This is a genomic window from Rathayibacter sp. KR2-224 (genome assembly GCF_049446075.1).
Classification (GTDB): Bacteria; Actinomycetota; Actinomycetes; order Actinomycetales; family Microbacteriaceae; genus Humibacter.
On the sequence record NZ_JBMSEB010000001.1, the window covers coordinates 1,845,621 to 1,863,998 of the forward strand.

Here is an 18,378-nt window from a genome sequence, read left to right on the forward strand (position 1 = left end):
GGCGAGTCGCACCCACCAGCATCGGGCCGCCCGGCCAGGTTCGCATGAGGGTCGTCACGCGTGCACGACCTTCCCTAAGGTGAAGCTCGTAGAGGGCCGTTCGGGGCGGGAGACCGCCGCTATCGGAGGCGAACGATTAAGCAGGAGCACAGGTGAACGACCAAAGCACGAGGCTCGAACTCACGTGGCCGAACAAGAACAAGTTTCTTCTCCTCCCACGCGATGCCGACGGTAAGCCCGTTTGGGTCGAACGCGGCCACCCGGCCGCATCCGAGGTTCGCCTAACAGACTTCATCGGCGCCGTCGGCGAAGTGAACGACGAAGACCCATACGCTGACAACCTCCTCTTCATTGGAGACAGCCTTGACATGCTTCGCGTTCTCGCCGAAGTTCCCGAGTATCGCCGCGAGTACCGAGGAAAGGTCAAACTGGTCTACATAGACCCGCCTTTCAATACTGGGCAGGCCTTCGACCACTACGACGACTGGATGGAACACTCCACGTGGTTGTCCTTCATGCGCGATCGGCTACTGCTAATTGAGCAGTTGCTCGCGCCGGATGGGTCCATCTGGGTCCACCTCGACGACGCCGAGCAACATCGCATGCGGGCACTTATGGACGAGGTGTTCGGTGCCGGCAAATTCGTCGCGACCGTGGTCTGGCAGAAGAAGTATTCGCGAGACAACCGACCGGCCATCGGAACGGTCCACGACTACATCATCGTTTACGCGCAGTCCGGTGCATCCGAATGGAAGCTCGCCCGCAATCGCGTTCCGCGAATCGATTCAACTGCCTACCGCAACCCGAATCACGACCCGCGCGGTCCGTGGCGACCAATCCCTCTCGATGTTCAGGGCGGACACGCTACAGCCAGCCAGTTCTACGACGTGTTGACACCATCGGGCCGCACCGTACGCCCATCCAACGGCCGCGCCTGGAGTGTGTCAAAGCCCATCATGGACGCGATGATCGAACGCGGTGAGGTCTACTTTGGCGTGAAGGGCGACGGTATGCCCAACACGATTAGGTACCTCGCCGATGACGAGGGTCTGGTGCCTTGGACATGGTGGCCCCACGATGAAGTTGGCAACAACGATGACGCCAAGAAGGAGATCATCAGCCTCTTCGGGGAGGATGCCGTATTCGATACCCCAAAGCCCGAGCGCCTCATCGAGCGGATAATCCATATCGGTTCAAACCCCGGCGACATCGTTCTCGACGCATTCGCGGGATCCGGAACTACTGCGGCCGTTGCCCACAAGATGGGTCGCCGGTGGGTGACAAGCGACATCAGCGCATACAACGTCGAAACCTTTGTTGGTCCCCGACTGCAGGGAATTGTCGATGGAACCGACCGTGTCGGGATCAGCGTTCGCGAATCGACCTCGTTCGTGGACGACGCTCTCGATGGCTACGTCAAGCCCACTGACGCCAAGATCGCGCTTCGCGTCCTCCGTGCTGTCTTCGAGCATGTCGACCTCAACAGCTTGGCGCGGAGTGCAGCCGCGGACGTTCTCGAGGAACTCAAGCAGAAACTGAGGCCGAAGGACGAAAACACGGCTGTCGAGAGCGGCGGTGGCTTCCGCGTCGTAGTCCTCGCGCCGTCAATGTACGAGGTGACCGCGTTTGGAATGATGCTTGCCGAGTGGGCAACCAACGGCCGGTTCGCGCGAGCGGTTGCCGCGCAGCTGGGGTTCGAGTGGCAGCCTGACGCGTCCCCGTTCTGCGGCATCAGAGGCCGCATGCGTCTCGCTGTCTTCGATGGTGCTGTTGGCGCAGAGGAAGTACAGCTGGTAACTGCCGCACTCGGCGAGAAGGAACGCGCCACGATCGTTGCGAAGTCGGTTCTGCCAGAAGCTGAGCAAGTGCTGACGCAGCTCGCCAAAGGCTCCCATATTCGCAAGGCGCCGCGTGACCTGCTCACAGCTGCCGCGCAGCGGGCTCGGCGCATCACACATTCAGTTCAGGAGACAGCGTGACAAGCAATGCACCGCGCGTCCGGTTAGAGCTGAACTGGCCCGGCAAGGACCAATTCCTCCTCACGCCAGCCGACGAGACCGGCGCTCCCGTCTGGGTGAGCCGTGAGCACCCGGCCGCGCACGAGGTACGCCTCGCCGAACTGGGCAGCAGCCATGGCGAAGTCAACGAGCTACGGCCCTACCAAGACAACTTGCTCTTCACCGGCGACAGCCGCGACGTATTGCGAATCCTCGGACAAGTTCCGGAATTCCGGCGCGAATACCGAGGCAAGGTCCGACTCGTCTACATCGACCCACCATTCAACACCGGGCAGGCCTTCGACCACTATGACGACTGGATGGAACACTCGACATGGCTGTCGTTCATGTACGACCGGCTCACGGCCATCCTCGACCTGCTCACCGACGACGGGTCAGTCTGGGTGCACCTCGACGACGCTGAGGCCCACAGAATGCGGTCCTTGATGGACGAGGTGTTCGGCGCGGGAAACTTTATCGCGGACTTGACCGTCGAAATGAACCCCAAAGGCAGACAGCTCGACAAGTTCTTTGCCGGATCCAACGACCGGCTGCTCGTCTACGCCAAGGACCGCGCTAAGGTCAGACTCCAATGCGGCTCTAAGGACGACGTGAACATCGGGGACTTCCCGAAGATCGCCGACGACGGTCGCCGTTACCGCTACCTGCCATTGCGGAACACGAACAAGAAGTTCAATCCGACCACCGCTCGCACGATGTACTTTTCCATCCACGGAAACCCGCGAACTGGCAAGGTCGCGATGGAGCCGTTTGAGGACTCGGAACCCATCTGGCCAGTCTTCGGCGACCTCACACCGGCCGTTTGGCGGTGGTCGCCCCCGAAAGTGGTTGCCCAGGCCGAGGAACTGGAATGCCGCGACGTTCGCGGCGGCCAGGGAGTACGGGCCGACATCTTCCAGCGCGACTTCCTCCACGACGACCGCACGAAGAAGTTGAAGACCGTCTGGATGTCCCAGGACACAGGGTCTAGCGACGAAGGCAAGCGGGAGCTCAAGGCCCTCGGCCTGAATGGGTTCGACACTCCCAAGCCAGAGCGTCTCCTCAAGCGCATCATCGAGATCGCCACCGTACGTGGCGACATCGTGGTGGACGTCTTCGGTGGTTCCGGCAGTACCGCGGCCGTCGCACACAAGATCGGTCGGAGGTGGGTCACTGCCGAGATCAAGCGATCCATCGTCGACCAATTCATGCGACCGCGACTGACGAAGGTCGTTGATGGCATTGACGACGGCGGAGTAACTAAGATGGCTGGCTGGACCGGTGGCGGCGGATTCCGGACTGTATCGGTGGCCCCGTCAATGTACGCCGTCACTCCGATCGGGATCCTCTTGGACGACTGGGCGGTGAGCACCCGATTCGCCCGCGCGGTAGCCGGGCAGCTTGGCTTCGATTGGGATCCACATGAGCCGTTCTGCGGCCGAAGGGGCAGGATGCGGCTCGCCGTGTTCGATGGCACGGTCGGCCCCGAAGAGATCCAACAGACCGTCGGTAGGCTCGCCGATAACGAACGCGTGACTGTCGTCGCCCGAGCCGTACTCCCCGGTACTAACGAGTCGCTCGCCGGCCTCGCAAAGGGATCGCGTCTCCTGAAGGCTCCACGCGACCTCCTGACCCCCTCGACCCGACGAAGCACTCGAAACGCGAATCGTCACATGACGACCCGCCCGTACGATCTGAACTCCAATGAGCCTCGAGGAGCCCTCACGTGAGCATCCCCTACGATGAAGCCCTCGTCGAGCGGATCGGTCACACGCTCGACCTCCGCGAGCCCAATCAGAAGGCCCTTGACCGACTTGCCCAGGCGCTCGATGATGCGGGGCACGGCGAAGAGTTTGTGGCTGACCTCGCCACCGGTGTCGGCAAGACCTACATTGCCGGTGGCCTCCTCGACTACCTGTATGAGTCGGGAATTCGCAACGTCGTGATTGTGACCCCTGGGTCCACCATCCAGACCAAGACGATCAACAACCTCACACCCGGACACCGCAAGTATCTGCGAGGCCTGCAGTGCAATCCGCTGGTCATCACTCTTGACACCGTCGAGCGTGGTGAGGTCGCAGCCGCGCTGGCCGACGAAAACCGCTTCAAGGTCTTCGTCTTCACTGTTCAGTCCCTACTCGGTTCTGGTAAGGGCGGAAAGGACGCCATCCGGCGCGCCCACAAGGCCCACGAGACTCTTGGGCAGGCGCTCTACGAGTACCTTGCCAACTCCGACGACCTCGTAATCATCGCCGACGAGCACCACGTCTACTATTCGACAACGGCGAAGAAGTTCCAGTCCGCGATCGATGACCTGCACCCGTCGGCACTCATTGGGCTCACTGCGACCCCGCATCCGTCCACGAAAGACCGGGTCGTTTACGAGTACAAGTTGTCCGAAGCTATTGCCGACGGTTACGTAAAGATCCCTGTTCTCGTGTCGCGACGGGATGGAATCAAGGACAAGGCCACCCAATTGGCCGACGGGCTCACCCTGCTCGACGCCAAGCGTGCCACCATGCGTGCGTACTGCGAGCAGACCAAGAAGCCGTACGTCGAACCGATCATGTTTCTCGTTGCCTCGACCATCGACGAGGCGAACGAGTATAAAGACCTGCTCGCCGGACCCAACATGCTCGGCGACCCTGATCAGATCCTCTTGGTCACCTCTGAGGAGCCCGACACAACTTTGGCCCTGCTCGACACACTTGAGAGCCCCGGATCGAAAATCCGTGCCGTCGTTTCGGTCTCGATGCTTAAGGAAGGCTGGGACGTTCGCAACATCTACGTCATCGCTTCCGTGCGATCTATGGAGTCGCAACTCCTCACCGAGCAGATCCTCGGTCGCGGCCTACGGCTCCCATTCGGGGAACGCACCGGCAACCCGATGCTGGACACCGTCGAAGTCCTCTCCCATGACTCCTTCGCAACCTTGCTCAAGCAGGCACGTGTGCTGCTCGAAGAGACGCTCGGAGAGCGCGCTGACGCCGCCACCGCCGTCATCAATCCCGCGACCGGCCGGAACGTCCCAGGCGTCGCACTCGCGCCAAGCGGCGCCGTTCCGGCCGCCGTCGCGCCGGCAACCGGCGTAGTTGAGTTCCATCTACCCGGAGTCGCGGCCGCCGACCCGGATCAATTGACCCTCTTCGAGGCTGACGATGAAGCGCTCGGCTCGGGAGAGCCGGCACCGACACACGTAGGATTCGGGATGGCGACCGTCGACGCGCGACTCAAGGCCGCCGCCGAAGACCAGCAGATCCTTACCCGAACCTTCGAGCCACGCACGCCCGACGGCATCAAGATCCCGCTGTATCTACCCAGCGTCGCCACCAAGTGGGTTCGCGATCCGTTCTCGCTGACTTCCATCAACAACACCGACGTGGAGGCATTGGGGCGACAGTTCGCCAAGGACAACGCACCCACGCTTGTGCGTAAGGCACTCGACTCAAAGCGTGACGAGAGCGGAGAGGCACACGTCGTCATCAGCGACCTCTCCGACTCGGTGATCGCCTCGCAGGTAGCCATTCCTTACGGCAACATCGAAACCGATCTCGTCGCACGGCTCATGGCGACCAACGGAATCACCGCCACTGTCGGAGAGGCGAACGCCGCCCTTGAGATCGCCAAGGCGTTCCTTACTGGCGCCGACGTAACTATCGACACACCATGGCGTGCGGAGCACGGCAGACTCGCCACCGCCCGTCTCGCCGAGTGGATTAACACGAAGCAGACGTCTTCCCCGGTTCGCGAGGTCAAGGAGGTCCACTACGTCAGGTGGCCCGAGCCGCCTATCCGTAATGAGTCCAGGCCTCCCGCAAACCGGCACGTCATAGCGCGGGCCAGCGAGTTCACACGAGGGTACCCGTACGAGGGCTGGAACAAGTCGATCTACGAGATCAACGCCTTTGACGCGTACTCGACCGAGTTCTGCCTCGCGGCGCTGTTCGAGTCCTCGCCGGATGTAGCTGCATGGGTCCGGATCAACGAGACTGTCCCGCTGCGCGTTGCTTACCTTCTTGGCGCGGTGCAGAAGCAGTACGAACCAGACTTCATCGTCATCGACACTGCGGGCACTTACTGGATCGTCGAAGGCAAAGCGGACTCAGAGATGACCTCGCCAATCGTTACCGCCAAGCGCGACGCTGCTTTCGCATGGGTAAGCACTGTTAATACAAGCGATGCCGTCCACGGCAAGTGGGGGTATCTCCTTGCTTCTGAATCAGTGGTCGCCGCAGCGTCCAGCTGGACTGGGCTAAAGGCAGGTGGGCAGATGTACCAATGACCGGGAACCAAGACGCCCTCCAGCCAGTGGCTTCGCGGCCAGGGTCAGCTCCAGCCAAATCGCGAGGAGATGTAGCGCGGTGTCTAGGCTCGGGAGGATTCTCGAGGTGTGTCTGATCTTGCACAGCGCCCGAGGCCACGTCCTGTTGGCTCATCTCACTGGGCGGCGGTTGAGTTCTGCCGCGAGTGGATGGTCTATCTCGGCGAGGAGGACACTGTCGTCGCTCAGGGTGCAACGGGAGCGATCTGCGAGCTCTACAGCTCCCGATATGTCGCGCTGGTCGAGAACCGGACCGGGAACATCGAAGTTCCGCTTGTACAGCGAGCGGTCGTGCTCGCCACGTCCGACGGACGTCGAGCCGTGGTGTTCCATTCCGGGGGCTGCTTTGGTGACGCTGCGGAGCTCGCCGACGCTTACGGTATTGCCTTGATCACGTACATGGCACGGGCTGGCGATATTGCCGCCGCCAATCGGGTGGCGGTTCCGATCTGCCGTTCTTATCGTCTGCCGTAAAGGCCCGGCCCCCGTGCGGCGGTTCTGACCGTCTCCGGTTTCTCGGTGGGGCTCGGGACGGCGGCCCGGTTCAGTTCTTCGCGTGCGGCATCCCGCGAAGACCGGATGGTGGGCTCAATAGTGCCGCGTTGCATCATCTCTCTCAGCTCGACTGCGGCTCCTCGCGGGGTGGGTACGGTGAGGATGATGTTGTTGCTGAGTCGTCCGCGGGTGAGTCCGACGTAGAGGCCGGCGGCATCGACGCCCGGGCCGACGATCGACCGGTCGGTGGTCTCGCCTTGCGCCCCGTACGCGGTGCTGGCATATCCCAGGTGCATGTGGCAGGCGGCGTATTCGTGGCTGACTTTCCGGAACTGTGTTGAGTCGCTCACGCTAGTCAGCACGAGATCATCGTCCGTGATCTGGTGAAGGATCCAGTTCTGCCGGTTCTCGACTCCTGAGCGACCGTTGTTGCGACGGGTCTGAACGATGTCGCCTTCCAGCAGTCTCTGGCCGCCCTGCCCGAGAGCAACGCGGCGGGTGGAGAGTGCGCCGGTTTGGATGCGTCGGGCTTGGATCGACTCGCTCACGGCCTGGGCCTCAGTGTGGGTTGCGGTGACGAGGGAGATCGTTTCTCGCCGGTTCGTCGCTTCGAACCACGCATCCGTCATCGCCGATTCGACTCCGCTTGTGTCGTTGGCGAGCTCGACGTGCCCGGTCTCAACGAGTCGTCTCGCCAGGATGCGCCGGTCATCGGCCGTCTCAGCGCGCCTCAGCTCGAGCGTGAAGCGTCCCCACTCCGGATCCTTGAACCGATGAACATCCACTAACTCGACCTTCTCCGCGCTGCTACGCCAGATGAGCTCCATAGCACCGGAGTGACCGACTGGGAGCGACTGGTTGGGATCACCGACGGCCGCGATCCCAGCTCCGGTTTCGAGGGCGAGTTGTAGGAGAGCGTTTGCGGCATCGAGGTCGAGCATGCCGGCTTCGTCGACCACGATCCGGTCACCCGGGCGCAGCGGCTGACCGTTAACTCCTTCGAACGGGTGCTGCGTGGTGGGGTCGATCTCGCCGACGGTGAGGCGTGACCAGACGGTGCGTCCCCTTGCGTCTTCATGCCATCGCCATCCGAATGCGTGAAGAAGCTGATGGAGGGAGGACGAATCACTGCCGATCTCCCGGCCGGCTACGTTGGCTGCCTTCTTCGTCGGCGCGACGACGATCATCCGATGGTGCTGTACCTTCAGCGCTGCGGCGGCCACCTTCAGCATCGTCGTCTTGCCCGTGCCGGCCGCACCGATGACCGTCACAAGCTTGGCGGTGCCAGCAATCACACCCGCGCCATTCACCTGCCCGTTGTCCAATGTGCGGTCCGGTTCAATCGCCGCCGCGATCTGCACGATCACCGCATCCGGCACGCGAACACAGCCCTCGGGGAGGAGTTCAAGTTTGTTGGCCAGCGAATACTTTGCCACGACCGTTTCAGTGGCCACGAGGTGCTTCACGTGATCAGGCACGACGTCCCTGTCGAGGAGATGTACCGTGTGCGCCGCCACAGCCTTGACCACCAGTTCGTCGACCAGCGATGTTAGGTTGTCGCGTTCGGTGAGCAGGCCCGTGGCGGACAAGGCACGGAGGATTCCGGCGCGGACATCGAACACCGAGAAGCGGCCACCAGTTCCGGCGGAGCGGCCATCCGCATCCACCACGGCCCTGGCGGCCACCAAGTCCAGGTCAACGTCCGTAAGCGTGGCTCCGGTTGCCGCTGCCACTGGCCGTGCGGTCACCGTCGGGTCGGCGGTGCGGATCTCGTCCCGGATAACGGCCGCCCAGGTGTCTCCGTCTAGACTCTTCGGCTTGTCGGGCCGGCCGGCGGCCCACGCCCACCTGTCGATCTGGTTCAGCACGTTTCGGGACGGTTCCTCACCTGGATGCTGGCCTCGCCACCACTCCAACCGGGCCGACCGGTTGGTCTGGATCTGCGCTGATCGCTTCGACAACGGCCGCACCAAATGCTGCAGCTGCTCAATCTCGCCATCCGCGTTGAGCGTGAAACCCTTGGCCGCAAGTGCGTGGATCCAGTCCGGGTCGGTGCGGGCGGCGAGGTCGCCTTCGGCGTTCACCACGTTCTGGAACCGCAACGCCACCCGGGTGTCCAAGTTCGACCACTTGCCGTCCTGACCTTGGACTTTGACGTTCAGCCAGAGGTGGCGATGCTTGTGCGGGTCCAATGACCGGGACCGTTCGTGCTTCAGCTCGACCACTTCAACCCGGGCCAGGTCTTCCCGGATGAGACCGCCGGCACCACGGCGGGCGTTGAGTTCGGTCTGCCAGAGGTGGATGATCCGGTCCCGCAACCGGTCCTGCAGATCCTCATACGCCGCATTCAACTCAGGATCCAGGAGCGCGGCGATCGAGAACGACTTAGGTGCGTTCACCGTCGCATCAAGAACCAGATCCGCCACCGGCGACTCCAGATCACGGCCACGCCGCTCCCCGGTGAGCGGGTCGAACCCGTCCACCCACGCCCGCAACTGATTCCGGCTGAGGAGGTCGTCACGGATGACACCGTCTTCGCAGATGTACCGGGTCATCACCGCATCCGCGTAATCCGCGGCAGCGATCACCCCAGCAGCATCTTTCGCCGTCAGGGTGGCATCACAGACCCCGCCGAAGGCGTACGCGACCGCTTGCTTCACTCCTTGCGAAGCTTTGCCTCGCTTCCATCGCGCGATTCCTGTCGACGACGCTCGAAAAGTAGGCCATAGCGACGGTTGAAAAGTAGGCCACCCAGACAGATTGGATGGGTGATCTCCTTGGAGGATTGGGCGTTGATCAGGCGGCTGGTCGCGGAAGGGATTCCGCAGCGCCAGGTCGCGAGGGAGCTGGGCGTCGCACGCAAAACGGTCGCGGCCGCGGTGGCGTCTGAGCGGCCGCCGAAGTACGAGCGGAAAACGGGGCCGACGTCGTTCACGCCGTTCGAGTCGCGGGTGCGGGCGCTGCTTGAGGAGCACCCGGATATGCCGGCCACGGTGATCGCCGAGCGGGTCGAGTGGACGGGGTCGATCAGCTGGTTTCGTCAAAACGTGCAACGGCTGCGCCCTGAGCATCGCCTGGTCGATCCGGCGGATCGGCTTTCGTGGGCGCCGGGCGATGCGGCGCAGTGCGATCTGTGGTTCCCGCCGGGGCGCATCCCGCTCGAGGACGGCACGAGTGCGCTGCTGCCGGTGCTGGTGATCGTGGCCGCCCACTCCCGGTTCCTCACCGCCCGGATGATCCCGACGCGGAAGACCGAGGACCTGCTGCTGGGCTCGTGGGAGTTGATCCGCCAGCTCGGGGCGGTGCCGCGCCGGCTGATCTGGGACAACGAGTCCGGCATCGGGCAGCGGGGCCGTCTGGCAGAGGGCGTCTCCTCGTTCGCCGGAACGCTCGCGACGAAGATCGTGCAGCTGAAACCGTACGATCCGGAGTCCAAAGGGATCGTGGAGCGGCACAACGGGTTCTTCGAGACCTCGTTCATGCCCGGCCGCTCCTTCTCCTCGCCGCAGGACTTCAACACCCAGCTGGCCGAATGGCTCCAGCGGGCGAACACCCGCATGGTGCGCACCATCAGGGCGCGCCCGGCGGATCTGATCGAGCATGACCGCTCCCGGATGCTGCCGCTGCCGCCGATCCCGCTGCAGCTCGGCTGGAGGCAACGAGTGCGGCTGGGACGCGACTACTACGTGCGCCTGGACGCGAGTGACTACTCCGTTGATCCGCACGCGATCGGGCGGATGGTCGATGTGGCTGCCGATCTCGACCGGGTGCGAGTGCGCTTGGATGGGCGGATCATCGCCGACCACGCAAGGGCCTGGGCGCGCGGGGCCACGATCACAGACCCGGCCCACGTGGCCGCAGCAAAGGGTCTGAGGCAGCAGTTCCAACAGCCGAAGCCGGCGGCCGACGATGGCCTCGCCCGCGACCTGGCCGACTACGACCGGGCCTTCGGGCTCACCGGAGAGGTGGCCTGATGAGCGGCAAGCCGACCGAAGCGGTCAAGCAGATCACCTACCTCTCCGCGGCGCTGAAAGCGCCCAGGATCACCGAGGCCGCAGGTCGTCTGGCCGAGCAGGCCCGTGATGCCGGCTGGTCGTTTGAGGACTACCTGGCCGCCGTTCTCGAGCGGGAAGTGAGCGCCCGCAACGCCTCCGGCGCCGAGCTGCGCATCCGCGGCGCCGGATTCCCCGCCCGCAAGACCCTCGAGGACTTCGACTGGGACGCCCAACCGGCCAGTCGGCAGCAAGTCGCGGCTCTCGCCTCCGGCGGGTTCCTCACCGAAGCGCGCAACGTCGTGCTCCTCGGACCGCCCGGCACCGGGAAGACCCATCTGGCCACCGCCCTCGGGATCATCGCCGCCCGGCACGGGCACCGGGTCCTGTTCGCCACCGCGACCGACTGGGTCACACGCCTGACCGATGCGCATCGACAGGGCCGGCTCCCGCAAGAACTCGCCCGGCTGAAGCGCTACGGGCTGATCATCGTGGACGAAGTCGGCTACCTGCCCTTCGAGCAGGACGCCGCGAACCTGTTCTTCCAGCTCGTCTCATCCCGCTACGAGCACGCCTCGCTGATCCTCACCTCGAACCTGCCGTTCTCCGGCTGGGGCGGCGTGTTCGGCGACCAAGCCGTAGCCGCCGCGATGATCGACCGCATCGTGCACCACGCCGACGTCCTCACCCTCAAAGGCGCCAGCTACCGCCTCCGCGGACGCGGCATCGACAGCCTCCCCAGCATCAAAACCCAAGACGCGGCAGACTAAGCAAACAATGAACCGGTGGCCTACTTTTCGGCCGTCGCATTGGCCCACAATTCAAGCGTCGTCGACACGATTCCACCCCTCACACTTGTTCTTCGTCGAAACCGCCGATTTTGGCGCGCACATCACAGAAAGTGCCTGCGTGCATTGCCAATTTTCGACCCTCCAGTTTTCGATAATCCCTGCCATCACTCGTAGCCATAGGTCTCCCTCCCTCGAACTCGTCTCACTTTGTCTGCCTCTCCCGTTTCGGTCCCTCGTCCCTCCTTCGAGAAGCACTTCACCGACCGAGCCCCGAGCAACATCTCGAGCCGAGAGAAGGCACTGCATTTGACACACCGTGCGGGCATCGTCAACGGGCGGGCTAAACGGGCATCCCCGCACAACGCGCGGCACGCCACAAAGCGACGACAGCGGTCAGGTGCGGTGGAGGACCGACCGGCTTGCGTGCAGGCATCGAATCCTGAGCAGCGGCGGAGTCGCGGCCTTGAAGGTGCTAGCGTTCGGCGATTGACCTTTCGCACTGACGAGTCCGACTTCGAGGGTGACCGGCTGCGACGCCCGGCGCCACTCGGCAACCACGGACTCTTCCTTGATGCCGCGATCCTGTTTTTCTTCCCCGGGTTGCGTCCGCATGGTGAGTCACACGCGCGATCACTGCGTGTGTGGCCGGGGCGATTGACTCAAGGTTCGGGAAGGGCCGTGCGGGTGCTGTCTATCCGGAGATCGGCCGTGGGTCGGCAACTTGTGGTGAAGTACAGATATGGCTCTCAGGACTGACCTCACCGTGGACCTCGCATCGAGTCACGTTCCGCCCGATGAAGCGGATATTCGTCACTGGGCGTCTCAGCAATCGGTCTTCGTGTCGAGTCTCATTGGCGACATGCGGGATGAGCGTGCGGCGGTTCGTGCGGTGATCACATCCTTCGGTGCGCGTCCCGTGATGTTCGAGCATGACCTCGGCGGGCAGGAGGTGCCCCCGGACCGCGCGTACCTCGACGGTCTCGTTGGATCAACCATCTACCTTGGCATCTACGGCCCCCGCTACGGTCAGCCGCTGGGCAACGGCTACTCTGCAACTCACGACGAGTATCGGAACGCCGACATCGCGAACATGCGAATGGCGCTTTTCGTCCGGGACCCGTTCGGCGGGGCCGATGGTCCGCAGCAGGACTTCGTCGGCGGGATCCGGGCGCGATACACGACAGCTTCATACGCAGATGCTGCCCAGCTTGGTCGGCGCGTCGAGGAGCGGTTGAGGGTTATGGCGGCAGAATCTCTCACGCCGTGGGTGGTTCTGGGAGATACGGCATTCCGAGCGAGTTCTACCCGGACCTCGGGCGAGATGGTCGTCGTACGAGCCACCATCCGCAGTAGTAGAGTCGCAGAACTCGTCAAGGGCTTTCCGGACGCACGCGGTGATCTCGCATACGCCGGTGCTCACGATTCCGCTGTGGTGCAGGTGACAGACGTGTCGAGCGAAGCGACGTCTGCTGGCAGTCAGACTCTCGAGATCACCATGAGGAGGACCCGTCAGCAGCAGCACCCGTCTCCGATGTCTATCAACGGCATGAGCGCGGACGATGTCTTCGAGACGGCCCTGCGCGGCGCCCTGTTCGGCGAGCCCGTCCAGAACTCGTTCTGGGGCATCGCAAACATGGAGGACCCTCTCGAGATCCTTAGAGGGCGCAATCTCCCCGATCCGGTTGTGCGCTCGCTTGCCCACGTACTGACGGATGAAGCGCTCCGGCACCAGGAGATCAAAGGCGGCACTTCGAAGTTCACGCTGGGGCCGCCAAAGGCGGAAGGCAGGTTGCTCGAGGTGTCGTGGTTCCCTCCGCGCCGCTACGTCAACGAGCCGACACCGGCCGAGCGCACAGTCACCGGCACTGTCGCCCCGATCTGAGGACGGGTTCAACAGTGACCGAAAACGCGGGAGATGCTAGGACTCTCCAGGGACGGCAGCGTGCTCGTGCCGACTGGCTTGCGGAGAAGTGGGACGAGATTAGACCGCAATACCGGGACGACCCCGACTGGTTGCGCCAGCTCGCGACTCAGCTGGAACTATGGGTCGGCGACGAGCTCGGCGAGCCGTTGTATCTGGAGGTCAGTTACGGCCCTGTGCCCGACGAGGCGGCGGGCGAGTCGGGCGCCTCCGTGCCGTGGAATGCGCTCAACTCAGACACTCTCTATCTGCGGGCGCTGACCAAGACTCAGTTCGTGGCCGTCGATGTTCGAAAGGCCAGCGGCCAGGTGGCCGTTGCTTCGGTGTCGTTGGTCGTCGTCCCGAGGTCTCATCTTGAATCGCTTCAAGCAGAAGACATGACTTCGATGGGACCACGGCCCGACACGATACGGCGGGGGTGCCTCAATCGTTCCTGATTCCGCACGCGGATGACCACGGCGACAGTGATAAGTGGCGCACCGGCAACGACTTTCGAGTGTTCAGCGCGTTACGCGACGATCTCAGGACTCCGCCCGCGATCACTGGCCAGCCTGTCATCGCCATAGCCTGAGGGCATCGTCGATCCATGCTTTGATGCTGGCCTCGTGCCAGCGACTGAGAGATTCCGCGTCCTCACGTGGATCGTCGTACGTACCACGGCCATCCTCTTTAGCAGGGGCATTATCGGGTGCGCTTACTGCGGTGCGGCCGTGCCGCCCTTGTCGGCATCGTCGGCGCGGCTCACGCTCTCCTCGAACGGGGAGATCGCCTCGAGGACGTGCTTCACGCCCACTGTCTCCTCGTCGTCGTTGGTTAGCGGCGTGTCGATCCGGATCCGTGCCGTGACGAAGCTCTCGCTTCCCACCGTGAAGCCGTTCGCCTCGGCCGTCGCCTCGTCGGTCATTGCACCGTTGTACCGGTCGCCCGTGGCGGCGTCGACGATCTCAAAGTGCTGCGTTCGTAGCACGAGGCCTGTCAGCACACCGCGACGCACATCGGCGTACCTCGTCTCCGGCGGCATCATCTCGATCAGGTCGACCGCCGCACGCACGAAGACGGGCGGCGCCGAGACTGCCTGAACCTCGTGCGTGTGAGCGATCGACGTTGAGAGCGTGATGCCGCTACCGACCGCAGCGAGCGGGCGAAGCATGTCGAGGAGACGATTGCGCGTCTTCGACGAGTGGCGCTTCAGCTCGGAGAGAACTGTGGGCCCCTCGCCGGTCGCGACCGCCTCGACGAACGACGAGAGCCGGGAGAACACGTCGGACGTGAGTTCGGTCGCCTCGACCATGCCCACCGAGTCGATAGCCATCACTATGACGAACGACGCCGCCTGCAACTCGACAACGGACACGCTCAGCTCGCGCGCGACGGGCGACTGACTCTTGCCGACATACTCACGGGCAAGAGAAACGATCGCGCCGTCGATCGCCACCTGGAGTTCACCGGCGTTCCGCGCCGGGAACTCGGTGCTGTGCTTTCCCTCGTGCTCGATCTCCACAGCGAACAGCGTCCGCGACTGTGCATGAGACAGCGCGACGAGCTTCGACGGCTCGTACGCCTCAACGGTAGCCGTCGGCAGCGACAGGCGCGCGCTCTCGGTTGGCAACCAACTCGGCGGGAGGTCAGCGCCGCTCGTCGGCGTGATCGTCGGCACGGCCTCGTCGTCGTCGTTCCACGTCCAGTCGATACGGAACAGCGAACCACGCGGTGCGCCCGCGAAAACCTCGCGGAATGGCACGATTCCCGAGCGCATCGCCCTGAAGCGAGCGCCGTTGAGAGCGACGCCGAGCGTCACGAGGTCGCCCGTCTCTTCGTCCTCGTTCACCGTGTTCACGACGTAGTACAGGTCGGGCCAATCGATGGAACGCATGGCGAACGTACGGCGGCCGTCGTAGTAGACGTACGTTTCGACATGCTCGAAGGGGGTGCCGACGAGATCAAGCGACTCGAAGTCCATCAGGCCGCCTCCTCCCGCGCTTCGAGGATGACGACGCCTACCGGCGCGAGGTCGTAGGGGTTCGTCCACCAGTCGTGGTGGCTCTTGCCGATCTCGACCGGAGTGTGAAGCAGGTCGCCGTCGGATTCGCCGATCGTAATCTCGGCCACCGACTTCGAGCGCACCCAGGAGGAGAACTCAGCGGCGGCGTGCACGTCGTCGAGGTTCGCGAACATCGACAGGCCGTGTGCCTCGGGCAGTTCGAGCCTTCTGTAAAGCGGGCCGCCACGCGTCTCGTAAGGACGCATCCACGACGCCGCGGTCGTCTCGTCGCCCGACCTAAGGGTGCGCTGAGCAAGCCGATAATACGTCCCCGGCTTTGGGGCGGCTTCGACTGGCGGGCACTTTGGCGGGAACTCAACCGGCATCCCGTGAAGTAAACCACGCGGGCGAAGTCATCCGGGAGGTTTGCGAGCCAGGCGAGTTCCTCAACGTCGTTGTGCCACCGGTTCGACACCGGCCGCAGGATTCCCTCACTACTCGACGGGGCCGGGCGATCCCGTCGTGCCGGCACGCGGCCGAGGTCGTTCGCGCATTGCCCGATTGTGGAGTCCAGTCGCGTACGCCTTAACGCTCGCAGGCGACCCGCCTCTCGCCAGTAGTGCCCGGATATGGGTCCGCTTGCGCGCCGCGCCGATGTCGGCTATTCCGAGTGGTGGTCGGGGTGTGCGCACCAAACAGTTGCCGGACCGTCTTGTGAGGATGGAGTGTCAGTGCGTGCTGCTGGAATAGTCTGTTTCGTCGTCGGACCCGTGATCTTCGTCGTCGGATCGTTGGCCTACGCACTCGAAGGTTCGCGCCCCAACTCGTTCCTGCTCGCAGCGATCTCAGTTCCGGTCGTCATGCTTGGATCCTTCTTGACCCTGAGGGCTGCCAGCATTCGCCATGGCACGGATTCTCGTGATCCGAGAGATGGGAGCTGAGATAATTCCTTGGGCGGCACGGACGGCAATCTCGAATGCGCATGCAGCGGGATCGGCTTCCCCGACTCAGCCTTCTCCTGATCCCATGAGGGACCGGCATTCGGTCCACGATCCGGCCCCTGATGCTCACGCCATGTGGATATCGCAAACCTTAGACTTGGCGCCGGAGGGTGACGGTGACTGCAGGTGTGACTAGTGGGCTGACCGTGACCGTTATCGCGGTCATGGTGCTCATCATTCTGGACGTCTGGGTCTACCTCGACGCGCGTTCGCATACTCGCCAGAATGAGCCGGTTGCTGTGCAGCTCGGGGGCTTCACGATTGACGCACCGCGAGTCTGGGTCGCGTTCTGCGTTGTTCTGTTCGTGATCTTCTTTCCGCTGTACTTGGTGGCTCGCCGCGCATCACAATGACGCCCGCGAGCGGATCCTCAATTGAAGCGTTTGTCGCGCCAGCACGGGCACGACAAGGTGCGACCGTGCAAACGGCGGGCGTCTCGCCTTACACTCGTGGCATGACTGCGAAGCTTGCCGAGTACATCGAGGCGGGGAAGTCGCTCGACACCACCGAGCGCCTCGAAGCTGCTCGCCAGCTTCTGCTCAGCGTAGATTTCGACGACGCCGAACAAGGTGAGATGGACCAGGCATGGGACGAGGTCATCGACCGACGGGTGAGCGAAGTCGTGAGTGGAACGGCGAGGCTGGTCGACGGACGCACGGCACACGCGCAGATCCGCGCTGAGATCGCAGCACGTCGCAAGTGACGCGCGGCTGGCGCGAACACGCCGAAGCGTTCGACGAGTACCGGGCAGCCGCGCTTTGTATGACGATCGCAACGAAGGCCTGGGCGACGCTTTCATGGATGCCGCCGATGCTGCAGTAGAGAGCATCCTCGATCCCGCCATCAAGTGGGGCTTCTATAGAGGTCGGAAATACTCACCGCAGATCTACTCGCGCAGCGTCGCCGGGTTCCCCTTCGACGTGATCTACGTCGATCTCGGTGAAGAGATAGTCATCATCGCCTACGCCCATGAGAAGCGCCGACCGGGCTATTGGACCGGGCGCCTCAAGGACTGACGCACGCCGCCCGGCGGTCACGCCGTGTCGCGTTTGCCCACATTTTGCCCACACTCCAGCGAAAACGAACGCGATCGCAGTGATAGCACGACATTCAAAATCCGCGTAATTCCGCGGAAGTTGGCCCAATTGCGCGACCCGGTAGGGCCACTGGAGCCGACTGAAAATCGAAAGGTCAGCGGATTGATGCCGTCGAACCCACCATCAAGACTCCCGACCCCACTGGCGGGTTATCAGTGAGACGTTAGTTGCTCCCCGCGCCGGTGATAAGGCAGTGCCTCATACGAGCGTCTAGATAGGATCGACGCGTACCTCGAGGGGAAGACAATCGCATGGGCAGACGACCTTGGGCCGCAGGTGGGGCCAATCCCGGGGTAGGAATCACCCGAGTCGACCAGTTCACCCGTATCCGGTGAGCCCAGCTGCCGGCCGGCGGGCGGTCGTCATTGAAGACGACGACGATCTCCGCGACATGATCTCCACGGTGCTCGAACGCGCCGGTCTCTCCGTGGTGACAGCACCAAACGGGCTCGACGGCCTCGCGGCGGTGCGCGCCACCGATCCGGTAGTCATCACCGTCGACCTTAAGATGCCCGGCATCAGCGGGCTCGAGACCATCACACGGATTCGCGACATCAGTGATGCGCTGATTGTGGTGCTGTCCGCGATGACGGCCCAGAACGACGAGGACGAGAGCCTGCAAGCCGGAGCCGACGTCTTCATCCTCAAGCCATTCCACACGCGGCAGCTCCAGGAACGCGTCGACCAACGACTCAGCGACCTGGACCAGGACTGACCCGGAACCCGTAAGGATCGGGCTCGAATATCCCGCTACGCCCTGCCGCTCTTGGCCGCACTCAAGC

15 protein-coding genes are annotated in these 18,378 nt (G+C 63.4%); 12 read left to right on the top strand and 3 right to left on the bottom strand.

What is annotated here, in order from left to right; all coding sequences use genetic code 11:
- Positions 1-152: 152 nt before the first annotated feature.
- The 4 genes from ACO2Q7_RS08365 (at position 153) to ACO2Q7_RS08380 (ending at position 6,792) form a co-directional block, all read left to right on the top strand.
- Complete coding sequence (locus tag ACO2Q7_RS08365) at positions 153-1,979, top strand: site-specific DNA-methyltransferase (RefSeq protein WP_423355143.1); 1,827 nt, start codon at positions 153-155, stop codon at positions 1,977-1,979.
- Positions 1,976-3,727: a site-specific DNA-methyltransferase gene (locus tag ACO2Q7_RS08370; protein WP_423355144.1), complete on the top strand. Its 1,752-nt coding sequence runs from the start codon at positions 1,976-1,978 to the stop codon at positions 3,725-3,727. Before ACO2Q7_RS08365 ends, ACO2Q7_RS08370 begins: the two co-directional genes overlap by 4 nt.
- On the top strand, positions 3,724-6,279 hold the full coding sequence (locus ACO2Q7_RS08375) for a DEAD/DEAH box helicase family protein (RefSeq protein WP_423355145.1): 2,556 nt from the start codon (positions 3,724-3,726) through the stop codon (positions 6,277-6,279). Before ACO2Q7_RS08370 ends, ACO2Q7_RS08375 begins: the two co-directional genes overlap by 4 nt.
- A gap of 108 nt (positions 6,280-6,387) precedes the next feature.
- Positions 6,388-6,792, top strand: a complete 405-nt coding sequence (locus ACO2Q7_RS08380; RefSeq protein ID WP_423355146.1) for a hypothetical protein — start codon at positions 6,388-6,390, stop codon at positions 6,790-6,792.
- On the opposite strand, the gene ACO2Q7_RS08385 is transcribed toward ACO2Q7_RS08380, so the two are convergent.
- Positions 6,777-9,473, bottom strand: coding sequence for an AAA family ATPase (locus tag ACO2Q7_RS08385; protein WP_423355147.1), 2,697 nt, complete (start codon positions 9,471-9,473; stop codon positions 6,777-6,779). The two genes, ACO2Q7_RS08380 and ACO2Q7_RS08385, sit on opposite strands and share 16 nt — an antisense overlap.
- Before the next feature lie 108 nt (positions 9,474-9,581).
- Here ACO2Q7_RS08385 and istA point away from each other — a divergent pair, with 108 nt between their 5' ends.
- The 4 genes from istA to ACO2Q7_RS08405 all read left to right on the top strand — a co-directional run bounded on the left by istA (position 9,582) and on the right by ACO2Q7_RS08405 (position 13,954).
- On the top strand, positions 9,582-10,787 hold the full coding sequence (istA, locus tag ACO2Q7_RS08390; RefSeq protein WP_423355148.1) for an IS21 family transposase: 1,206 nt from the start codon (positions 9,582-9,584) through the stop codon (positions 10,785-10,787).
- Positions 10,787-11,575, top strand: a complete 789-nt coding sequence (istB, locus tag ACO2Q7_RS08395; RefSeq protein WP_423355149.1) for an IS21-like element helper ATPase IstB — start codon at positions 10,787-10,789, stop codon at positions 11,573-11,575. Before istA ends, istB begins: the two co-directional genes overlap by 1 nt.
- 760 nt (positions 11,576-12,335) lie before the next feature.
- Positions 12,336-13,478, top strand: coding sequence for a DUF4062 domain-containing protein (locus ACO2Q7_RS08400; RefSeq protein ID WP_423355150.1), 1,143 nt, complete (start codon positions 12,336-12,338; stop codon positions 13,476-13,478).
- A 14-nt stretch (positions 13,479-13,492) separates the two neighbouring features.
- Entirely contained in the window at positions 13,493-13,954 is a 462-nt protein-coding gene (locus ACO2Q7_RS08405) for a hypothetical protein (protein ID WP_423355151.1), read from the top strand.
- A gap of 257 nt (positions 13,955-14,211) precedes the next feature.
- Here ACO2Q7_RS08405 and ACO2Q7_RS08410 read toward each other — a convergent pair whose 3' ends face one another.
- Both ACO2Q7_RS08410 and ACO2Q7_RS08415 read right to left on the bottom strand, forming a co-directional pair.
- Positions 14,212-15,477, bottom strand: a complete 1,266-nt coding sequence (locus tag ACO2Q7_RS08410; RefSeq protein ID WP_423355152.1) for a hypothetical protein — start codon at positions 15,475-15,477, stop codon at positions 14,212-14,214.
- Positions 15,477-15,764, bottom strand: a complete 288-nt coding sequence (locus tag ACO2Q7_RS08415) for a hypothetical protein (RefSeq protein ID WP_423355153.1) — start codon at positions 15,762-15,764, stop codon at positions 15,477-15,479. The genes ACO2Q7_RS08410 and ACO2Q7_RS08415 overlap by 1 nt, the downstream gene beginning before the upstream one ends.
- A gap of 845 nt (positions 15,765-16,609) precedes the next feature.
- Between ACO2Q7_RS08415 and ACO2Q7_RS08420 the strand changes: the two genes are divergently transcribed.
- The 4 genes from ACO2Q7_RS08420 (at position 16,610) to ACO2Q7_RS08435 (ending at position 18,311) form a co-directional block, all read left to right on the top strand.
- Positions 16,610-16,852, top strand: a complete 243-nt coding sequence (locus ACO2Q7_RS08420) for a hypothetical protein (RefSeq protein WP_423355154.1) — start codon at positions 16,610-16,612, stop codon at positions 16,850-16,852.
- 101 nt (positions 16,853-16,953) lie between these two features.
- The gene (locus ACO2Q7_RS08425) at positions 16,954-17,202 is read left to right on the top strand and encodes an addiction module protein (RefSeq protein ID WP_423355155.1); all 249 of its coding nucleotides are present in this window, start codon (positions 16,954-16,956) and stop codon (positions 17,200-17,202) included.
- 94 nt (positions 17,203-17,296) lie between these two features.
- A complete protein-coding gene (locus ACO2Q7_RS08430) occupies positions 17,297-17,515 on the top strand; it encodes a hypothetical protein (RefSeq protein WP_423355156.1) in 219 nt (72 codons plus the stop codon).
- 412 nt (positions 17,516-17,927) lie between these two features.
- On the top strand, positions 17,928-18,311 hold the full coding sequence (locus ACO2Q7_RS08435; RefSeq protein ID WP_423355157.1) for a response regulator transcription factor: 384 nt from the start codon (positions 17,928-17,930) through the stop codon (positions 18,309-18,311).
- The last annotated feature ends 67 nt before the right edge of the window (positions 18,312-18,378 follow it).